This is a genomic window from Paenirhizobium daejeonense, from assembly GCF_014280875.1.
Classification (GTDB): Bacteria; Pseudomonadota; Alphaproteobacteria; order Rhizobiales; family Rhizobiaceae; genus Allorhizobium; species Allorhizobium daejeonense.
Map to the genome: position 1 here is coordinate 159,394 of NZ_JACLAL010000008.1, position 15,505 is coordinate 174,898.

Below are 15,505 nucleotides of genomic sequence, written 5' to 3' on the forward strand. Positions count from 1 at the left end.
CCCGGCCTTTCTCAATTATGCGGTCCTGAATTTCACACGCACGAATTCGATGCGCTTCTCCGCTCCAGGAATTCGGCAACGGGTCCGATCAGCAAACCGGGAGCTGAGACATGCGGGGCGTGGCCGGTATTCAGCGTCACCACTTCGGCACCGGGCACCAGTTCCTGCATCCGCCGTTGCAGGTAGATGAACACCGACTGGTCGTCGGTCGCCTCGACATAGAGACGTGGTATCAGGCCGAATCGCTCTGCCGTGAGCGAAGGGGCCGACGCTCGCCCGCCTTCCGGCTGTGGAGTGAGCCTTGCTGCCGCGGCAAGCGCCGTCTCAAGCGGCAGGTCGTTGAGGAAGTGCCGTGCTGCGGCTTCCGGCGGAACGGTGCTTACAATCCCATCCTGCGACCATACGAGATGGGGTGAGATACCGCCCGCCTCGGGATGTGTGGGAAGGGCTTCCTTCACGATATCGCCGAATCCCATGCCCGAGGGCAGCATCATGCCTGCCACATAGACGATCCCCGTAATGGCTTCCGGCATGGCCTCGCCAAGGGCGGAAGCGGCGTTGCCGCCGCCGGAATGGGCGATCACCGCCACAGGCGCACCGGCAGCCTCGATGAGCGAGCGCAGATGGGAAATGTAGAGATCGAGATTGACGGCTTCCGGCGGCGTATCGTCCACGCCGTTGCCGGGCAGGTCGACCGGGATCGGCTGGAAGCCAGATTCTTCGAGCAGGGGTGAAAACGCCTCCCATACCCAGGAACCCTGCCATGCGCCGTGAATCAGAAGAACGGGAAGCTTCCGACTCATGCCTTGCCCGCCGATGCCGGTGCTGGGGCGGGTGTATAGGTACGCTGGTACATGGCTTTCAGGTGGTCCTCTACCGTTGTGACAGAGTATTTCGGCTGCTCGCCGGCGCTGAGGCAGTTCGGCAGGCACTCGACCACGTGATCGGGATTGCCGACGAAGAAGAAGGGAATCGAATAACGCTCGCGGCCGCTCTCGTTGACCACCCGGTGAAGCGTCGAGCGATAGCGATCATTGGTCCAGCGAGCGATCATGTCGCCGAGATTGACGACGAAAGTGCCGGGAATGGGATCGGCATGAATCCAGCTGTCGCTCGCGGAATCATGCACCTGCAGTCCGCCGGCATCATCCTGCAGAAGCAGCGTCAGCCCGCCGAAATCCGTATGTGCGCCGGCACCCTTTTCATTGGGCGCGGCATCCTTCGGCTGCGGAGGGTAGTGCAGCAGGCGGAGCGTTCCGAGCGGCTCGCGCACGAATGCATCGAAGTGATTCTCCGGCAGGCCCAGCGAAAGAGCCATGCCGCGCATCAGCCGCTCTCCGAGGTCGGTCATCGCCGCGAAATAGGCCATCATCACGGGTCTGAAACCTGGCTGATCGGCGGGCCACTGGTTCGGCCCGCGATTGAACCGTCCGGCCACGACGCGCGGATCGTCCATAGGCAGGTCCGGGCCAATGTAGTAACCCTCCTTGAGATCCGCGGGTGCGCCCGCCTCGAGCGTCTGGCCACGCATGTGCTCGTAGCCGCGGTTACAGAAGGAATGCACCTTGTCGACGGTCAGCTTTTCCTCGATGGGCCGATTGAAGAATACTCTGGATTCGGCAAAGGCCGCATCGATCAGTCCCTGGGGGATGCCATGGCCGGCGCAATAGAAGAAGCCCTTGTCGAGGCAGGCCTGTCGCAACGCTTCGCCGACGGCTGCGCGTTTTTCCAGAGATGACGAGGAGAGACCGGAAATGTCGATGACCGGAAGCGTTACTGCTTCTACGGAGCGCGCGCCGAGCATGGATGCGTTCATGGATATCTCTCCTGGCCGAGTTCGCGCCGACTTTTTTGGGGAGGCGTGGGCGCTGGTTGGAACGGGAGGCTATTGCAACGCACCAATGCATGGCAACGGTGAAGGTGACTATAAAATAGATAGGTCCGAAAATTGCCCATGAATTGCTCATCCTGCAATAGGCGCCTGCGGTGAGCGCAACAAGGCTGGCATCCAACGCAGATCACCCGTACATCCACAGACCCAGCGAAAATCCTTCGCTTTATTAACGTGCACTCGGTAGTTTTACGACCAACTTTCCCACGACGAGACCTTCGACTTGGAAGCAGACCTCTATCCCCCCGTAAAGCAATTCCTCGAAGGCCTGGGATTCGAGGTGAAGGGTGAAATACGAAGCTGCGATGTCGTGGCGATTTCGCAGGATGTGACGGAACTCGTCGTCATCGGTGAGCTGAAGCGCAGCTTCACTCTGGAACTCGTCCTGCAGGCGGTGGAGCGCACGGCCGTCTGCGATGAAGTCTGGCTCGCTGTCGAGGCTTCGAAGAAGGGGCGTGGACGGGAAGGCGATGCCCGGGTGAAGAAACTCTGCCACTTCCTGGGATTCGGCCTGCTGACGGTCGCCGCCACGGGCCGTGTCGATGTGATCGTAGAGCCGGGACCTTGGAAGCCCCGGCGCAACAGCAAGCGCCGGTCGCGGATCGTTGAAGAGTTTCGCCGCCGCCGGGGCGATCCGATGGCGGGTGGCTCGACCCGTATTCCGCAGATGACGGCATACCGCCAGCAGGCGCTCGTGATCGCGGAAGCCCTCGCAAACGGTCCCGCCCGTCCGCGCGACCTTAAGCCAATTGCTCCAGAGGTCGCCAGGATCCTGCAGTCCAATGTCTATGGCTGGTTCGATCGAATCGAGCGCGGTGTTTATGGCCTGAACTCCGCCGGCCATGCCGCACTCATCGCATGGTCCGACAGGATACCACGGGATGATAGAAACTCACCCGAGGCTGCCTGAGAAAGAAGGCCTGTCGAACTTTTGCTCGATGCGATGCGTGGGAACTCGGATCACTGTCGACGAATCCGAATTGGCAGAATCAGGCGTAGCGAGCCGATTCGCCGAGATAGATGCCCACGAATTATTTTCCGCCGAAATTTTGAGGGTAGGGCGCGCATCACTCGTCGAAGATGTCTCTGATTCCCTAATGGGAAATCTGTCGGTGCCCTCATTGTTCCTTTGACCGATGGGCAGGCGAAAAGGCTGCGGATATCCTGTTATGGTTGGTGGCCATCCACAGGGAGCTTCCAATCGTCAGCATATCGGCCGAACCGACGGTTCTGTCGCCAGAACACAACGAAGATCAGGCAATAACGTATTTTCAAAGAGGGAAATGGTGGGTGATGTAGGGCTCGAACCTACGACCCGCTGATTAAGAGTCAGCTGCTCTACCAACTGAGCTAATCACCCGAAGGCACCGTTTGGCGGTGTGAGAGGGCGTATAAACAGGATCTGCACTATTGTCCAGCTCAGAATATCCGTGCCGCAGAGATCTTTTCCTGTCCCGTCCAGGTCGCCGAATGCGTCCCGAAGCAGGCCAAGGCTCTACTTGTGCCGCTGCTACGACTATAGCCCTCAATGCCCATGACGAAATCAACCCGTCCCACCCGCTCCCTCGTGGATAGCGATTACAACAGCCTATTAAACGTTACATGGGAGAAAATGGTGGGCGATGAGAGACTCGAACTCCCGACATCCTCGGTGTAAACGAGGCGCTCTACCAACTGAGCTAATCGCCCTTCGCTGACTGGGTCAGTGCCCGCCGCGTCGGTGGCCGTGATCTATGCGGATCGCAGAGAAACCGCAAGAGTGTTTGTGAAGTTTTTTTGCTTTTTTTGCGTACCATTTTGAGGGGAGGGGCGAAACGGCCTGAATTTCGGGGCTTTTTCTTTTGGGTGGTGCCGCCGTCGTTTTCTTCGTCCACAGGCGGGCGAATTGTCGGTGCAGATAAAATTCGATCTGTCATGGATTTGTCTTCGATCCTGCTTGACACCAATAACCGAACCCCGTAGTTAGCCGCTCATCGAACGGGCCTCGGCCGGTTCGGGAAGGCGGAGACGCCTTTCAAGAAATGCGCGGGTGTAGCTCAGTCGGTTAGAGTGCCGGCCTGTCACGCCGGAGGTCGCGGGTTCGAGCCCCGTCACTCGCGCCATTCTTGAAAATTATCCTGCTTGTCGAAGCGGAAACGCCAACAGCAAGCCCGGATTGACCAACGGTTAATCCATTTATGCGCGGGTGTAGCTCAGTCGGTTAGAGTGCCGGCCTGTCACGCCGGAGGTCGCGGGTTCGAGCCCCGTCACTCGCGCCATTTTTAGTTTTCCATCATAACTTTATGCTGCTTTGCAATGTGGCTCTATGGACTTTATTGTGCTGCCGATTTACACCTCGGTAAGCCGCATGATGTATCGCGTGAAAAGCTGGCGCTCGGGCTTGCACAAGCGTGCAGGCTGCGTTAACGACGGCTCGTTGCAACTCTTCTTTCGGCTTGTCGGCCCAGCGCCAAAAATGCCGCCCGGCATTCGAGACAAGCAGGGATGGATATGATGACTGAACTGCTCAGTTCCTACCTTCCGATCGCCATCTTTATCGGTATCGCCCTTGTGATTGGCCTCGCGCTTTTGATTGCGCCGTTTGCCGTCGCCTTCAAGGCTCCCGACTCGGAAAAGCTGTCGGCTTACGAATGCGGCTTCAATGCTTTCGATGATGCCCGCATGAAGTTCGATATCCGCTTCTACCTGGTGTCGATCCTCTTCATCATCTTCGACCTCGAAGTTGCCTTCCTGTTCCCGTGGGCAGTGTCTTTCGGTGAGCTCGGCTGGTTCGGCTTCTGGTCGATGATGGTGTTCCTTGGTGTACTCACCATCGGCTTTATCTATGAATGGAAGAAGGGGGCACTCGAATGGGAGTAGTCCAGTCCAACACGACGCTCGTCGCTCCGCAGGCCAAGGGGATCATCGATCCCAATACCGGCAAACCGATCGGCAGCGATGATGCTTTCTTCGGTGAGATCAACAATGAACTCGCCGATAAGGGCTTTCTCGTTACCTCTACGGACGAGCTGATCAACTGGGCCCGTACTGGCTCACTGATGTGGATGACATTCGGTCTTGCCTGCTGTGCGGTCGAGATGATGCAGCTCTCCATGCCGCGTTATGACGTCGAGCGTTTCGGTTTTGCTCCCCGTGCCAGCCCGCGTCAGTCGGACGTGATGATTGTCGCCGGCACGCTGACCAACAAGATGGCGCCCGCGCTCCGGAAGGTCTACGACCAGATGCCGGAGCCCCGTTACGTCATTTCGATGGGCTCCTGCGCCAATGGCGGTGGCTACTATCACTATTCCTATTCGGTGGTGCGCGGATGCGATCGCGTCGTGCCTGTCGATATTTATGTTCCCGGCTGTCCCCCCACGGCAGAGGCGCTGCTTTACGGCGTACTCCTGCTGCAGAAGAAGATCCGCCGCACCGGAACGATCGAGCGCTAAGTCAAGGGACGCGACAAGATGAGTGAAGCCCTGAACGAGCTTGCATCCTACCTTACCGAGGTGCGTGGTGCGCTCATTGCCTCTTCGGAAGTTCGTTTCGGCGAACTGAATCTGACTGCGGCGCCGGAAAACATCATTGCATTGCTGACTTTCCTGCGTGACGACGTGCAGTGCGGTTTTGTCAATCTGATCGATATCTGCGGCGTAGACTATCCGGAGCGGGAAGATCGCTTCGATGTGGTCTATCACCTGCAGTCCCCGCGTCAGAACCTGCGCATCCGTGTCAAGGTCGCAACGGGCGAAGACAAGCCGGTACCATCGGCCTGTTCGGTTTTCCCGGGCGCCGACTGGTTCGAACGCGAAACCTGGGACATGTATGGCGTGCTCTTTACCGATCACCCGGATCTGCGCCGCATCCTGACGGACTACGGTTTCGAGGGGCATCCGCTCCGCAAGGACTTCCCGACCACCGGTTTCGTCGAGGTTCGCTACGACGACAACGCCAAGCGTGTGGTCTACGAACCTGTCGAGCTGAAGCAGGAATTCCGGAACTTCGACTTTCTCTCGCCTTGGGAAGGCACGGATTACGTGCTGCCCGGCGATGAGAAAGCGGCCCAGTAAGACGGCGGAAGGTTTGTTACCATGACTGAACATAACGTCCGCAACTTCAACATCAACTTCGGCCCGCAGCATCCGGCGGCTCACGGCGTTCTGCGTCTGGTGCTGGAGCTTGACGGCGAAATCGTGGAGCGCGTCGATCCGCATATCGGCCTGCTGCATCGCGGTACCGAGAAGCTGATCGAGACCAAGACCTACCTGCAGGCATTGCCCTATTTCGATCGTCTCGACTACGTCGCGCCGATGAACCAGGAGCATGCCTATTCGCTGGCAGTGGAAAAGCTGCTGGGTGTGCAGATCCCGATTCGCGGTCAACTGATCCGTGTTCTCTACTCGGAAATCGGCCGTATCCTGTCGCATCTTCTGAACGTGACCACCCAGGCCATGGACGTCGGTGCGCTGACGCCGCCGCTCTGGGGCTTCGAAGAGCGTGAAAAGCTGATGGTGTTCTATGAGCGTGCCTGTGGCGCGCGCATGCACTCGGCCTATTTCCGTCCGGGTGGCGTTCACCAGGACCTACCGCACCAACTCGTCGAGGATATCGGCAAGTGGTGCGATCCGTTCCTGAAGACGCTCGACGATATCGACGCGCTTCTGACCGGCAACCGTATCTTCAAACAGCGTAACGTCGACATCGGCGTCGTGGCTCTTGAAGACGCATGGGCTTGGGGCTTCTCGGGCGTCATGGTTCGCGGTTCCGGCGCTGCCTGGGACCTGCGTCGTTCACAGCCCTACGAATGCTATTCGGAACTCGAATTCGATATTCCGATCGGCAAGAACGGCGACTGCTACGACCGTTACCTGATCCGCATGATCGAAATGCGTGAATCGGTGAAGATCATGAAGCAGTGCGTCAATCGTCTGCTCGGTGATGCGAAGACCGGTCCGGTTTCCTCGCTCGACGGCAAGGTCGTGCCGCCGAAGCGTGGCGAGATGAAGCGGTCAATGGAAGCGCTGATCCACCACTTCAAGCTCTACACCGAAGGCTATCACGTGCCTGAGGGCGAGGTTTACGCCGCAGTTGAAGCCCCCAAGGGTGAATTCGGCGTCTACGTCGTCTCCGACGGCTCGAACAAGCCTTATCGTTGCAAGATTCGCGCTCCGGGTTACGCGCACCTGCAGGCCATGGATTTCATCTGTCGGGGGCATCAACTCGCCGACGTTTCGGCAATCCTTGGCTCGCTCGACATCGTGTTCGGAGAGGTTGACCGCTGATGAAGGTGTGGCTGCTCACGGTTCTCGCTCTGGCCTCCGCCGTTCAGGCGCAGGCTCAGGAAGCGGCCGTCTCTTCGAGCAGCTCGACCACCACCATGGCGGATCTCATCAAGCAGGGCTACGAGATCAGAACCTCCAGCGAAAGCGGTTCGAAGATCATCGTGTTCCTGCAAAAAGACAAGACGGCCTATGCCTGCGAATTCACGTCTCTGACGCGTTCGCGGTGTGGATCCATAAACTGAGACAAGGGGCGAGGAAGTATGTCCGTTCGTCGACTAGCCGAAGAGCAATTCCAGCCGGCAGGCTTTTCCTTCAACGAGGAAAATTCGGTCTGGGCTGAGGCAACCATCCGCAAATATCCCGAGGGCCGCCAGCAGTCGGCGGTCATTCCGCTTCTGATGCGGGCTCAGGAGCAGGACGGCTGGGTGACGCGAGCGGCCATCGAATTCGTCGCTGAAAAGCTTTCCATGCCCTATATCCGGGTTCTGGAAGTCGCGACCTTCTACACGCAGTTCCAGCTGAAGCCGGTCGGTACGCGCGCCCACGTTCAGGTCTGTGGCACCACGCCGTGCATGCTGCGCGGCGCGGAGGATCTCATCAAGGTCTGCAAGAGCCGAATCCACGCCGAGCCCTTCGAGCGCAATGCCGACGGCACGCTCTCCTGGGAAGAGGTGGAGTGTCAGGGCGCCTGCGTAAACGCGCCGATGGTGATGATCTTCAAGGATAGCTACGAAGACCTGACGCCGACCCAGCTTGAGCATATCATCGACCGTTTCCAGGCTGGCAAGGGCTCCGACATCAAGCCGGGTCCGCAGATTGATCGCTTCCATTCGGCTCCGGCCGGCGGTTTGACTGCCCTGACTGACGCCGATGTTAAGCCGGCGGCAAAGCCGAAGGCCCTTCCGCTGGATGCCGAAACGGTGGCTGTCCCGCCGTCGAATGCGGCTAAGCCGGTGACTGCGACGGATGAGACCAACCCGGCCATCAAGAGCCCGGCAGACGGTGAAACGGCCCTTCCGGAAGCAAGCCCCAAGGCGAAGCCTGCGAAGGCTGAAAATGTTGCTGCCAGCCAGCCCTCGCTGGATGACAAGAACCGTCCGGCCGGTATCGAGAAGCCCGAGGTTCCGGATGATCTCAAGATGATCTCCGGCGTCGGTCCGAAAATCGAGGGCATTCTGAACACCATCGGCATCTACACCTTTGCCCAGATTTCCGGCTGGAAGAAGGCTGAACGCGAATGGGTCGATGGTTATTTGAAATTCTCCGGCCGCATCGAGCGTGACGATTGGGTCAAGCAGGCCAAGGCGCTCGCTAAGGGTGGCGAAGCCGAATACATCAAAGTTTTCGGCAAGAAGCCGCGGTAAGGGGGTAGGACATGTTGAAGGATCAGGATCGTATCTTCACCAATATCTACGGCCTTAAGGACAAGTCGCTGAAAGGCGCCATGAGCCGTGGCCACTGGGATGGAACCAAGCAGATCCTCGAAAAGGGTCGCGACTGGATCATCAATGAGATCAAGGCTTCGGGTCTGCGCGGCCGTGGCGGCGCGGGCTTCCCGACCGGTCTGAAGTGGTCGTTCATGCCGAAGGAATCCGACGGCCGTCCGCACTATCTCGTTGTCAACGCCGACGAATCCGAGCCCGGCACCTGCAAGGACCGCGATATCCTGCGCCATGATCCGCATACGCTGATCGAAGGCTGCGTGATCGCGTCGTTCGCCATGGGCGCAAACCATGCCTTCATCTACGTGCGCGGCGAGTTCATGCGCGAACGTGAAGCCCTTCAGGCTGCCATCGACGAGTGCTACGACGCTGGCCTTCTCGGCAAGAACAACAAGCTCGGCTACGATATCGACATCATCGTTCATCACGGCGCCGGTGCTTATATCTGCGGCGAAGAGACCGCGCTGCTCGAAAGCCTTGAGGGCAAGAAGGGCCAGCCGCGCCTGAAGCCGCCGTTTCCGGCGAACATGGGTCTCTATGGCTGCCCGACGACGGTCAACAACGTCGAATCGATTGCTGTTACCCCGACTATCCTGCGTCGCGGCGCGGGCTGGTTTTCTTCGTTTGGCCGTCCGAACAATGTCGGCACCAAGCTTTTCATGATCTCGGGTCACGTCAACACGCCGTGCACGGTCGAGGAAAGCATGGGCATCTCGTTCCGTGAGATGATCGAAAAGCACGGCGGCGGTATTCGTGGTGGTTGGGACAACCTCCTTGCCGTCATCCCTGGCGGTGCATCGTGCCCGGTCGTCAAGGCCGAGGACATGATGGACGTCACTCTCGATTTCGACGGTTTGCGTGAGGTCAAGTCTTCCTTCGGCACCGGCGGCATGATCGTCATGGACAAGTCCACCGACATCATCAAGGCCATCTGGCGTATCGCAGCCTTCTTCAAGCATGAGAGCTGTGGCCAGTGCACACCGTGCCGTGAAGGCACCGGCTGGATGATGCGGGTCATGGAGCGCATGGTGAAGGGAAACGCCCAGAAGCGCGAAATCGACATGCTCTTCCAGGTGACCAAGCAGGTTGAAGGCCACACCATCTGCGCGCTCGGCGACGCCGCGGCATGGCCGATCCAGGGTCTCATCCGGAATTTCCGTCCGGAAATCGAGGCTCGTATCGATCAGTATACCCGCAACGCCATGGCGCATGGCGTTGTCATGGAAGCGGCCGAATAGGGAAGAGGCGGTTATGGCCAAGGCATCGGACAAGAATGGGGAAGGGCATGCCGCAGCTCCGGCTGACTTCAGCCGTGTCGCCGATGCCTTGAAAGACATGCCGCATGTTCCGCTGCACCCGCTGATGGCCCATCCGGCCGCAGCGCTTGCGGCGGCAACCGCAATCGGTTTCGGTCTGGCCACGCACATGACGAGCGTGTTTCTCGGCTCTCTGCAGGGGGCGGTGGAAGCGACCAACAAGCTGGCCCGCAAGCTTGAGGAAGAAAAGCTGGCGGCTGAGGCTCCACCGGCAGCTCCATCCGAGCCGACCGGGGATGCCTCGGAGGCTGCGGAACCCGTTGTCGTTGCGCGCAAGCCACGCAAGGTTCCGGTCAAGCCGGCTGAGGCGAAAGTGGCGGCGGCTCCCGCTCCGAAGGCACGCAAGGTTGCTGCCAAGGTGGTGAAGGCTGAAAAGCCCGAAGCCGTCGAACCGGTAGCAAAGGCGACGAAGGCGGCGCGGACCTCTGGCAAGCCCGACGATCTGAAAAAGATCGAGGGTATTGGTCCTAAGCTGGAGCAGGTTCTGAACGAAAAAGGCATCCGCCGCTTCGCCCATCTTGCGGCGCTGGATGCTGAGGCGTTAGAGGCGCTGGACAAGGAAATCGGCCTGGGTGGCCGGGCAGTGCGCGACGACTGGTCTGGTCAGGCGCGCAAGCTCGCGGGCGCAATGAATTGAGGATTATGGGACGCCCTTCGTAAGGGCGTCTCGAAGTCCGGTGAGAATGAAGAATATCCGGCTCCGAAAAGAGCGGGAATCGGAAATAAACGGCGGGACGCCAGTCGAAATTGGATGGTCCCGCTTGCCGGAGCGAAAGCTTCGGTGCAATGCGCACTATGCGTGAGGCAGGAAGGCGAATATGGCAAAGCTGAAAGTCGACGGTAAAGAGATCGAGGTCCCGGATCATTTCACGCTGTTGCAGGCGTGCGAGGAAGCCGGCGCTGAAGTCCCGCGCTTTTGTTTTCATGAACGACTGTCGGTCGCCGGCAACTGCCGTATGTGCCTCGTCGAGGTAAAGGGTGGCCCGCCGAAGCCGGCAGCATCCTGCGCTATGGGCGTGCGCGATATCCGCGGCGGTCCGAACGGCGAACTGCCGGAAGTCTTCACCAACACGCCGATGGTCAAAAAGGCCCGCGAAGGCGTGATGGAATTCCTGCTGATCAACCACCCGCTGGATTGCCCGATCTGCGACCAGGGCGGTGAGTGCGACCTTCAGGACCAGGCCATGGCCTTCGGTATCGACTCGTCGCGCTACTCGGAAAACAAGCGCGCGGTCGAAGACAAGTATATCGGCCCGCTGGTCAAGACCGTAATGAACCGCTGCATTCACTGCACGCGTTGCGTCCGCTTCACCACCGAAGTTGCCGGCATAGCCGAGCTCGGCCTGATCGGTCGCGGCGAGGATGCCGAGATCACCACTTATCTCGAGCAGGCCATGACTTCGGAGCTTCAGGGCAACGTCGTCGACCTCTGCCCGGTTGGTGCGCTGACCTCCAAGCCCTTTGCCTTCACGGCCCGCCCGTGGGAACTCAACAAGACCGAATCGATCGACGTCATGGACGCTCTTGGTTCGGCAATCCGCGTCGATACCCGTGGTCGCGAAGTCATGCGCGTCATGCCCCGCGTCAACGAGCAGATCAATGAAGAGTGGATCTCCGACAAGAGCCGCTTCATCTGGGACGGCCTGAAGACCCAGCGTCTCGATCGCCCCTATGTCCGTCGTGACGGTCGTCTGCAGCCGGCCACGTGGGCCGAAGCTTTCGCCGCCATTAAGACGGCAGTTGCCGCCACCTCCGGTTCGAAGATCGGCGCCATCGCCGGCGATCTCGCCTCTGTAGAGGAAATGTATGCGCTGAAGGCGCTTCTCAATGCACTCGGTTCAGTCAATACCGACTGTCGCCAGGATGGGACGGCAGTTGATCCGTCGCTCGGCCGCGCAAGCTACCTCTTCAACGCAACGATCGAAGGCATCGAAGCTGCCGACGCGATCCTCATTGTTGGCGCCAATCCGCGCTACGAGGCTGCCGTGCTCAACGCCCGCATCCGCAAGCGCTGGCGTCGCGGCGGCCTGCCGATCGGCGTTATCGGCGAAGGCGGCGAGCTGCGTTATCCCTATGAATATCTCGGTGCGGGCACCGAGACGCTGGCCGACCTCGTCGCTGGAAAGAACGGCTTCGGCGAAAAGCTGAAGGCTGCCAAGAACCCGCTCATCATCGTGGGGCAGGGGGCTCTGGTAGGTGCTGAGGGCGCGGCGGTTCTGGCAAATGCTGCAAAGCTTGCTGAAGCTGTCGGCGCGCTCACCGAAGAATGGAACGGCTTCTCCGTACTTCATACCGCCGCTTCGCGCGTCGGTGGCCTCGATCTCGGTTTCGTACCGGGTGAGGGCGGTGTTGCTGCGGCCGATCTTCTGGCTTCCGCGGATGTTCTTTTCCTTCTCGGCGCTGACGAACTCGACTTCACCCGCAAGAGCTCGAAGTTCACCATCTATATCGGCAGCCACGGCGACAACGGTGCACATCACGCCGACGTCATCCTTCCTGGCGCGACCTATACCGAGAAGTCGGGGACCTGGGTCAACACCGAAGGACGCGTCCAGATGGGCAACCGTGCCGGCTTCGCGCCGGGCGACGCCCGCGAAGACTGGGCCATCATCCGTGCGCTTTCCGACGTGCTCGGCAAGAAGCTGCCCTTCGACTCGCTGACCGCGCTTCGCGCCAAGCTTTATGCGGAATACCCGCATTTCGCCGACCTTGATGAGATCCTTCCGGGCGCCAGCAGCGAAATTGCCGCAATTGCGAAAAAAGCCGGGCAGATGACGAAATCCGTGTTTGCGTCGCCGGTCAAAGACTTCTATTTGACGAACCCGATTGCACGTGCGTCGGCCGTCATGGCCGAGTGCTCGGCATTGGCCCGCAACAACTTCAAGGCTGCGGCAGAGTAAGGGCAGGGGATCATGGACAACTTCGTTTCCACTTATGTCTGGCCGGCGGCCATCATGATCGGCCAGTCGCTGCTGCTCCTGGTCTGCCTTCTGGTCTTCATCGCATACATCCTGCTTGCAGACCGCAAGATCTGGGCAGCCGTTCAGCTGCGCCGCGGCCCGAACGTGGTCGGTCCCTGGGGTCTGTTCCAGTCCTTCGCCGACCTTCTGAAGTTCGTGTTCAAGGAGCCGATCATTCCGGCAGGCGCGAACAAGGGCGTGTTTCTTCTCGCTCCGCTCGTCACCGTGCTGCTGGCACTGGCCACCTGGGCCGTGGTGCCCGTCGCAGACGGCTGGGTGATCGCCAACATCAATGTCGGCGTCCTCTATGTCTTCGCGATCTCGTCGCTCGAAGTCTACGGCATCATCATGGGCGGCTGGGCTTCGAACTCGAAGTATCCGTTCCTCGGCGCGCTTCGCTCGGCGGCGCAGATGGTGTCCTACGAAGTCTCGATCGGCTTCGTCATCGTCACCGTTCTGCTCTGCGTCGGTTCGCTGAACCTGTCGGACATCGTCTATGCGCAGAAGGACGGTCTCGGCACCATGATCGGCCTGCCGAATTCCTTCCTCGACTGGCATTGGCTGGCCTTGTTCCCGATGTTCGTGGTGTTTTTCATCTCGGCACTTGCGGAAACCAACCGTCCGCCCTTCGACCTGCCAGAAGCTGAATCTGAGCTGGTTGCCGGCTTCATGGTCGAATACGGCTCCAGCCCGTACATGATGTTCATGCTTGGCGAATATGCCGCCATCGTGCTGATGTGCTCGCTGACCACCATCCTGTTCCTCGGAGGTTGGCTGCCGCCGGTCGACGTATGGTTCCTGAACTGGGTACCGGGCATCATCTGGTTCATCATCAAGGCGACGCTGGTATTCTTCATGTTCGCCATGGTGAAGGCATTCGTTCCGCGCTACCGCTACGACCAGCTTATGCGTCTCGGCTGGAAGGTCTTCCTTCCGATCTCGCTCGCCATGGTGGTCATCGTTGCATTCGTGCTGAAGTTTATGGGATGGGCATGATCATGGCCATCCGTTCACTCGGCAGATTTGGAGGTTGAGATGGCTGGTCTTTCCCAGGCTGTCAGTTCCCTGTTCCTGAAAGAGTTCGTCGGCGCCTTTTTCCTGTCGATGCGCTATTTCTTCCGCCAGAAGGCGACCATCAACTATCCTTTCGAAAAGGGTCCGGTCTCTCCGCGTTTCCGCGGCGAACATGCCCTGCGTCGCTATCCGAACGGTGAGGAACGCTGCATCGCCTGCAAGCTTTGTGAAGCGATCTGTCCCGCCCAGGCGATCACCATCGAAGCCGGGCCGCGCCGCAACGACGGAACCCGCCGCACGGTGCGTTACGACATCGACATGGTGAAGTGCATCTACTGCGGCTTCTGCCAGGAAGCTTGCCCGGTGGATGCGATCGTCGAAGGGCCGAACTTCGAGTTCGCAACCGAAACCCGCGAAGAGCTTTACTTCGACAAGCAGCGGCTGCTCGACAACGGCGACCGCTGGGAACGGGAAATCGCGCGGAACCTTGCGCTTGATGCACCGTACCGCTGACAGGCGGCATGACGACGCCTTGGCGGGAACCCGATGGGCCAGCCGCCATGGCACAGATTTGAAACGGAGCGCGCCGGTGGGGATGCCGGTGGCGCTTTATCGGGCGAAGGGCAGGGGCCCTCGTCCGGGGGAAGATGAAAAGGCACCAACATGGGTCTTCAGGCTCTCTTTTTCTATCTCTTCGCGTTTGTCGCGGTGGCTTCCGCGTTCATGGTCATATCGGCACGGAACCCGGTTCACTCGGTTCTGTTCCTGATCCTGACCTTCGTGAACGCCGCGGGGCTGTTCCTGCTGACGGGCGCTGAATTCCTCGCCATGATCCTGCTGGTCGTTTATGTCGGCGCGGTCGCGGTTCTCTTCCTCTTCGTGGTGATGATGCTCGACATCGACTTCGCCGAGCTGCGGTCGGGCGTGTTGAAATACGCCCCGATCGGCGCGCTCATCGGTCTGATCGTTGCGGCTGAACTGGTCATCGTGATCGGTGGTACGGCGATTTCGCCGGCTGCCAAGCAAGCGATCACCATGCCGATCCCGGCACTGACGGAGCGCACTAACACTGCCGCCCTCGGCGACGTGCTCTATACGAACTATGTCTATTTCTTCCAGATCGCCGGCCTGGTGCTTCTGGTGGCCATGATCGGCGCCATCGTGCTGACGCTTCGCCACCGCGAAAACATCAAGCGGCAGGATATCTCCCGCCAGGTTGCCCGTACGCCCGAGACCGCCGTCAAGGTGGTCAAGGTCAAGCCGGGTCAGGGCGTCTGAGGCTAGAGAGGTCAAGGAAACAATATTATGGAAATCGGTCTTTCCCACTACCTGACGGTCAGTGCCATCCTTTTCACGCTCGGCGTCTTCGGCATCTTCCTGAACCGCAAGAACGTCATCATTATCCTGATGTCGGTCGAGTTGATCCTGCTGGCGGTCAACATCAACATGGTGGCCTTCTCTTCCTTCCTGAACGACATGGTCGGACAGGTCTTCGCCCTGTTCATCCTGACGGTGGCGGCTGCGGAAGCCGCGATCGGCCTCGCAATCCTCGTTGTCTTCTACCGCAACCGCGGCTCGATCGCAGTTGAAGACATCAACATGATGAAGGGCTGATACG

At 59.6% G+C, this 15,505-nt stretch carries 16 protein-coding genes and 4 tRNA genes; 16 read left to right on the forward strand and 4 right to left on the reverse strand.

Going from position 1 to position 15,505, the window contains the following annotated elements:
* Positions 1 to 32: 32 nt before the first annotated feature.
* Together H4I99_RS19410 and H4I99_RS19415 are read right to left on the reverse strand one after the other, a co-directional pair.
* Complete coding sequence (locus H4I99_RS19410) at positions 33 to 803, reverse strand: alpha/beta fold hydrolase (protein ID WP_163904840.1); 771 nt, start codon at positions 801 to 803, stop codon at positions 33 to 35.
* Positions 800 to 1,816, reverse strand: coding sequence for an isopenicillin N synthase family dioxygenase (locus tag H4I99_RS19415; RefSeq protein ID WP_163904841.1), 1,017 nt, complete (start codon positions 1,814 to 1,816; stop codon positions 800 to 802). Before H4I99_RS19415 ends, H4I99_RS19410 begins: the two co-directional genes overlap by 4 nt.
* A gap of 298 nt (positions 1,817 to 2,114) precedes the next feature.
* Between H4I99_RS19415 and H4I99_RS19420 the strand changes: the two genes are divergently transcribed.
* Positions 2,115 to 2,801 (forward strand): DUF2161 domain-containing phosphodiesterase, encoded by a 687-nt coding sequence (locus tag H4I99_RS19420; protein ID WP_163904843.1) that lies wholly within the window; start codon positions 2,115 to 2,117, stop codon positions 2,799 to 2,801.
* Between the two features lie 374 nt (positions 2,802 to 3,175).
* Here the strand turns inward: H4I99_RS19420 and H4I99_RS19425 are convergent.
* Together H4I99_RS19425 and H4I99_RS19430 are read right to left on the reverse strand one after the other, a co-directional pair.
* Positions 3,176 to 3,251: transfer RNA gene (locus H4I99_RS19425), tRNA-Lys, on the reverse strand.
* A gap of 253 nt (positions 3,252 to 3,504) precedes the next feature.
* A tRNA-Val gene (locus H4I99_RS19430) sits at positions 3,505 to 3,580 on the reverse strand.
* Between the two features lie 336 nt (positions 3,581 to 3,916).
* On the opposite strand from H4I99_RS19430, the gene H4I99_RS19435 reads away from it, so the two are divergent.
* The 15 genes from H4I99_RS19435 to nuoK all read left to right on the forward strand — a co-directional run bounded on the left by H4I99_RS19435 (position 3,917) and on the right by nuoK (position 15,501).
* A tRNA-Asp gene (locus tag H4I99_RS19435) sits at positions 3,917 to 3,993 on the forward strand.
* Positions 3,994 to 4,072: 79 nt separating this feature from the next.
* Positions 4,073 to 4,149 (forward strand) — tRNA-Asp (locus H4I99_RS19440).
* 235 nt (positions 4,150 to 4,384) lie between these two features.
* Complete coding sequence (locus H4I99_RS19445) at positions 4,385 to 4,750, forward strand: NADH-quinone oxidoreductase subunit A (RefSeq protein ID WP_099059973.1); 366 nt, start codon at positions 4,385 to 4,387, stop codon at positions 4,748 to 4,750.
* On the forward strand, positions 4,741 to 5,322 hold the full coding sequence (locus H4I99_RS19450) for a NuoB/complex I 20 kDa subunit family protein (protein WP_099057469.1): 582 nt from the start codon (positions 4,741 to 4,743) through the stop codon (positions 5,320 to 5,322). The genes H4I99_RS19445 and H4I99_RS19450 overlap by 10 nt, the downstream gene beginning before the upstream one ends.
* A gap of 18 nt (positions 5,323 to 5,340) precedes the next feature.
* Positions 5,341 to 5,943 carry an NADH-quinone oxidoreductase subunit C gene (locus tag H4I99_RS19455; RefSeq protein WP_163904845.1) on the forward strand — a complete coding sequence of 201 codons (603 nt, stop codon included), beginning with the start codon at positions 5,341 to 5,343 and terminating at the stop codon, positions 5,941 to 5,943.
* Positions 5,944 to 5,964: 21 nt separating this feature from the next.
* Positions 5,965 to 7,155 (forward strand): NADH-quinone oxidoreductase subunit D, encoded by a 1,191-nt coding sequence (locus H4I99_RS19460; RefSeq protein WP_163904847.1) that lies wholly within the window; start codon positions 5,965 to 5,967, stop codon positions 7,153 to 7,155.
* Complete coding sequence (locus H4I99_RS19465) at positions 7,155 to 7,397, forward strand: hypothetical protein (RefSeq protein WP_244625187.1); 243 nt, start codon at positions 7,155 to 7,157, stop codon at positions 7,395 to 7,397. The genes H4I99_RS19460 and H4I99_RS19465 overlap by 1 nt, the downstream gene beginning before the upstream one ends.
* Positions 7,398 to 7,415: 18 nt before the next feature.
* Positions 7,416 to 8,519, forward strand: a complete 1,104-nt coding sequence (gene nuoE, locus H4I99_RS19470; protein WP_163904849.1) for an NADH-quinone oxidoreductase subunit NuoE — start codon at positions 7,416 to 7,418, stop codon at positions 8,517 to 8,519.
* 11 nt (positions 8,520 to 8,530) lie between these two features.
* Positions 8,531 to 9,835 (forward strand): NADH-quinone oxidoreductase subunit NuoF, encoded by a 1,305-nt coding sequence (nuoF, locus tag H4I99_RS19475; protein WP_163904851.1) that lies wholly within the window; start codon positions 8,531 to 8,533, stop codon positions 9,833 to 9,835.
* Between the two features lie 13 nt (positions 9,836 to 9,848).
* Positions 9,849 to 10,550, forward strand: a complete 702-nt coding sequence (locus H4I99_RS19480) for a helix-hairpin-helix domain-containing protein (protein ID WP_163904853.1) — start codon at positions 9,849 to 9,851, stop codon at positions 10,548 to 10,550.
* Positions 10,551 to 10,731: 181 nt separating this feature from the next.
* Positions 10,732 to 12,813 carry an NADH-quinone oxidoreductase subunit NuoG gene (gene nuoG, locus H4I99_RS19485; RefSeq protein WP_163904855.1) on the forward strand — a complete coding sequence of 694 codons (2,082 nt, stop codon included), beginning with the start codon at positions 10,732 to 10,734 and terminating at the stop codon, positions 12,811 to 12,813.
* Positions 12,814 to 12,825: 12 nt separating this feature from the next.
* Positions 12,826 to 13,869 carry an NADH-quinone oxidoreductase subunit NuoH gene (gene nuoH, locus H4I99_RS19490; RefSeq protein ID WP_163904856.1) on the forward strand — a complete coding sequence of 348 codons (1,044 nt, stop codon included), beginning with the start codon at positions 12,826 to 12,828 and terminating at the stop codon, positions 13,867 to 13,869.
* Between the two features lie 39 nt (positions 13,870 to 13,908).
* A complete protein-coding gene (gene nuoI, locus H4I99_RS19495) occupies positions 13,909 to 14,400 on the forward strand; it encodes an NADH-quinone oxidoreductase subunit NuoI (RefSeq protein ID WP_099057478.1) in 492 nt (163 codons plus the stop codon).
* 150 nt (positions 14,401 to 14,550) lie between these two features.
* Complete coding sequence (locus H4I99_RS19500) at positions 14,551 to 15,165, forward strand: NADH-quinone oxidoreductase subunit J (protein ID WP_163904858.1); 615 nt, start codon at positions 14,551 to 14,553, stop codon at positions 15,163 to 15,165.
* A 27-nt stretch (positions 15,166 to 15,192) separates the two neighbouring features.
* Entirely contained in the window at positions 15,193 to 15,501 is a 309-nt protein-coding gene (gene nuoK, locus H4I99_RS19505) for an NADH-quinone oxidoreductase subunit NuoK (RefSeq protein ID WP_099057480.1), read from the forward strand.
* Positions 15,502 to 15,505 lie beyond the last annotated feature (4 nt).

Coding starts and splice junctions, on each gene's coding strand:
- H4I99_RS19410 (WP_163904840.1), bottom strand. CDS start 803: ATGAGTCGGAAGCTTCCCGTTCTTCTGATTCACGGCGCATGGCAGGGT.
- H4I99_RS19415 (WP_163904841.1), bottom strand. CDS start 1,816: ATGAACGCATCCATGCTCGGCGCGCGCTCCGTAGAAGCAGTAACGCTT.
- H4I99_RS19445 (WP_099059973.1), top strand. CDS start 4,385: ATGACTGAACTGCTCAGTTCCTACCTTCCGATCGCCATCTTTATCGGT.
- H4I99_RS19450 (WP_099057469.1), top strand. CDS start 4,741: ATGGGAGTAGTCCAGTCCAACACGACGCTCGTCGCTCCGCAGGCCAAG.
- H4I99_RS19455 (WP_163904845.1), top strand. CDS start 5,341: ATGAGTGAAGCCCTGAACGAGCTTGCATCCTACCTTACCGAGGTGCGT.
- H4I99_RS19460 (WP_163904847.1), top strand. CDS start 5,965: ATGACTGAACATAACGTCCGCAACTTCAACATCAACTTCGGCCCGCAG.
- H4I99_RS19465 (WP_244625187.1), top strand. CDS start 7,155: ATGAAGGTGTGGCTGCTCACGGTTCTCGCTCTGGCCTCCGCCGTTCAG.
- nuoE (WP_163904849.1), top strand. CDS start 7,416: ATGTCCGTTCGTCGACTAGCCGAAGAGCAATTCCAGCCGGCAGGCTTT.
- nuoF (WP_163904851.1), top strand. CDS start 8,531: ATGTTGAAGGATCAGGATCGTATCTTCACCAATATCTACGGCCTTAAG.
- H4I99_RS19480 (WP_163904853.1), top strand. CDS start 9,849: ATGGCCAAGGCATCGGACAAGAATGGGGAAGGGCATGCCGCAGCTCCG.
- nuoG (WP_163904855.1), top strand. CDS start 10,732: ATGGCAAAGCTGAAAGTCGACGGTAAAGAGATCGAGGTCCCGGATCAT.
- nuoH (WP_163904856.1), top strand. CDS start 12,826: ATGGACAACTTCGTTTCCACTTATGTCTGGCCGGCGGCCATCATGATC.
- nuoI (WP_099057478.1), top strand. CDS start 13,909: ATGGCTGGTCTTTCCCAGGCTGTCAGTTCCCTGTTCCTGAAAGAGTTC.
- H4I99_RS19500 (WP_163904858.1), top strand. CDS start 14,551: ATGGGTCTTCAGGCTCTCTTTTTCTATCTCTTCGCGTTTGTCGCGGTG.
- nuoK (WP_099057480.1), top strand. CDS start 15,193: ATGGAAATCGGTCTTTCCCACTACCTGACGGTCAGTGCCATCCTTTTC.